Below are 2,650 nucleotides of genomic sequence, written 5' to 3'. Positions count from 1 at the left end.
GAAGTCCGGCCGCACCAAAATCGTCTCGAAGTGAAACCGGAGAACCCATGGCAAACCTCCATCCGTTTGCCATCTTGAATCAGAAAAACACCGTTCCGGAAAGCCCCTATATGAGTCCCACTCACAGAGACTTGGTATAACATGTACAAATAGGGTATTCGGCTGACAGCTTCCGCACCTTCGACCGCTTCGCCGGCTTCCTGGATTACAGCTAAGACGCCGACTATCCAGAACAAGCGCCATTATCGTTGTCGCCGATGCGGTCCAGCACGCTCGGGATGACGAGCGGATGCGCACAACCCCCGCACCCAGCTTCGGCTAGGCGTGACTCAGAACAGGGTCGCGCCGAGCCTGCGCATCGCTCTCCCCGCTGGGGCGAGGGACGCTGAGGTATGTACAATCGATCCCCCTCTCCCCTTGAGGGAGAGGGTCGGGGTGAGGGGTAGTCGCAATGACCGAATCGCAGACACCGCCGAGCCAATGCCATCCTGGTGTTTGTCGATTCTCGGAGACCGAGCCGCGCGCATGGCCGGCTCAGCCATCCCTTTGCTCGTCATCTACAAAACCGAGCCGCAGACACCGCCGACCCAATGCCATCCCGGTGTTTGCGGGCCGTTATTGATTCATCTGTTCGAAGAAATCGGAGTTGGTCTTCGATTCCTTGAGCTTGTCGATGAGGAACTCCATCGCGTCGGTGACCCCCATCGGCATCAGGATCCGGCGCAGCACCCACATCTTCGACAGCACGCCCTTGTCGACCAGCAGCTCCTCCTTGCGGGTGCCCGACTTGGTGATGTCGATCGACGGGAACACGCGCTTGTCGCTGAGCTTGCGGTCGAGGATGATTTCCGAATTACCGGTGCCCTTGAATTCCTCGAAGATGACCTCGTCCATGCGCGACCCGGTATCGACCAGTGCCGTCGCGATGATGGTCAACGAGCCGCCTTCCTCGATGTTGCGGGCGGCGCCGAAGAAGCGCTTCGGCCGCTGCAGGGCGTTGGCGTCGACACCGCCGGTCAGCACCTTGCCCGAGCTCGGCACCACCGTGTTGTAGGCGCGGGCGAGGCGGGTGATCGAATCGAGCAGGATCACCACGTCGCGCTTGTGTTCGACCAGGCGCTTGGCCTTTTCGAGCACCATCTCGGTGACCTGGACATGGCGCGTCGCCGGTTCGTCGAAGGTCGAGCTGATGACCTCGCCCTGGACCGAACGGTCCATGTCGGTCACTTCCTCGGGCCGTTCGTCGATCAGCAGCACGATGAGGTAGCATTCCGAGTGGTTGGCGGCGATGGCGTGGGCGATGTTTTGCAGCATCACCGTCTTGCCGGTGCGCGGCGGGGCCACGATCAGCGCGCGCTGGCCCTTGCCGATCGGGCTGATGATATCGACGATCCGCGTGGTCAGGTCCTTGAGGGTCGGATCATCGATCTCCAACGTCAACCGTTCGTCGGGATAGAGCGGCGTCAGATTGTCGAAGTTGATGCGGTGGCGCACATCCTCGACCGGGCCGAAATTGATCTCGCCGATCTTGAGCAGGGCGAAGTAGCGCTCGCCGTCCTTGGGCGCGCGAATCTGCCCCTTTACCGTATCGCCGGTGCGCAGGCTGAAGCGGCGGACCTGGCTCGGCGAGACGTAGATGTCGTCGGGCCCGGGCAGGTAGTTGGCCTCGGGCGAGCGCAGGAAGCCGAAACCGTCCTGCAGCACTTCGATGACGCCGTCGCCGGTGATTGGGATCTCTTCTTCGGCCAACTTCTTGAGGATCGCGAACATCATGTCCTGCTTGCGCAGGGTGCTGGCGTTCTCGACCTCGAGGTCTTCGGCATAGGCCAACAGATCGGCCGGTGATTTGGTTTTCAATTCCTGGAGGTTCATGGTCCTGGCGACGCGGTTGAATTGGGAAAGGTTTTAAGGGCGCGGGGTTCCGCTGATCTAGCGGTCGCGGCAATTGCCCAGAACGGGCGAGAACGCTGTATGCGGGGTCCAGCAGGTCTGAGGAAGGTCGTATTCTGAAACAGTGGGCCGCAGAAAGCGTTCCCTACGCCATATGTAAGAAACGACGGCGAAGAGTCAAACTCGATTTTCGCAACAACGAATCAAGCCTCGACCCAGGAAATGGCGTCGTCGAGCTCATCGGCGTCGAAGATCCTGACCTCGGCGGGTATGAAATGAGCCATCAGGCGGCCCGCCTTGCGCACCCATTCGGGCCCGCCGACGAGGGCGATCCTTTCGACCTCGCGGATATGGTTCAAGCCGAATTTGGCGTCGTCCCACATCGCCTCGGCCGACCAGCCCTCGAAGCTCTCGTCCATGAACATCAACGCCCGCACCGCACCATGCTCGGCGATCGCATTTCTTAACGCCGGAATCCACACCGTTTCGTAATCGTCGGCGCTGAGCGTGCCGGAGGCGCGGATGCCGACCACGTTGTCGCCGCGCAGGGGAAGCAGCTCGATCATCGGACACCTCCTGGTCTCGAACCGTCGCGCCGGCCGATCCTAGAGCAGTTTCGAAGAACTCCGAGTCAATTCTGTTTCTCATCCGGCGTGCCGGTCCACCAGGAAGCAAGTGCGGCGCGATGCCGAAGCATCGGGCAAGCTTGCTGACGCCGTGGCCGGCCGCCGGATGGAAACCCTACGGGACGGTCGGTTTT

At 61.2% G+C, this 2,650-nt stretch carries 2 protein-coding genes; both read right to left on the bottom strand.

Annotated elements, in window-relative coordinates; all coding sequences use genetic code 11:
- Positions 1 to 615 precede the first annotated feature (615 nt).
- Positions 616 to 1,872: a transcription termination factor Rho gene (gene rho / locus GY791_08450; protein MCP4328451.1), complete on the bottom strand. Its 1,257-nt coding sequence runs from the start codon at positions 1,870 to 1,872 to the stop codon at positions 616 to 618.
- A gap of 221 nt (positions 1,873 to 2,093) precedes the next feature.
- Positions 2,094 to 2,456 (bottom strand): STAS/SEC14 domain-containing protein, encoded by a 363-nt coding sequence (locus GY791_08445; GenBank protein ID MCP4328450.1) that lies wholly within the window; start codon positions 2,454 to 2,456, stop codon positions 2,094 to 2,096.
- Positions 2,457 to 2,650 lie beyond the last annotated feature (194 nt).

The organism is Alphaproteobacteria bacterium (assembly GCA_024244705.1).
GTDB lineage: Bacteria > Pseudomonadota > Alphaproteobacteria > JAAEOK01 > JAAEOK01 > JAAEOK01.
This window is presented reverse-complemented; position numbering and strand designations above follow the sequence as displayed.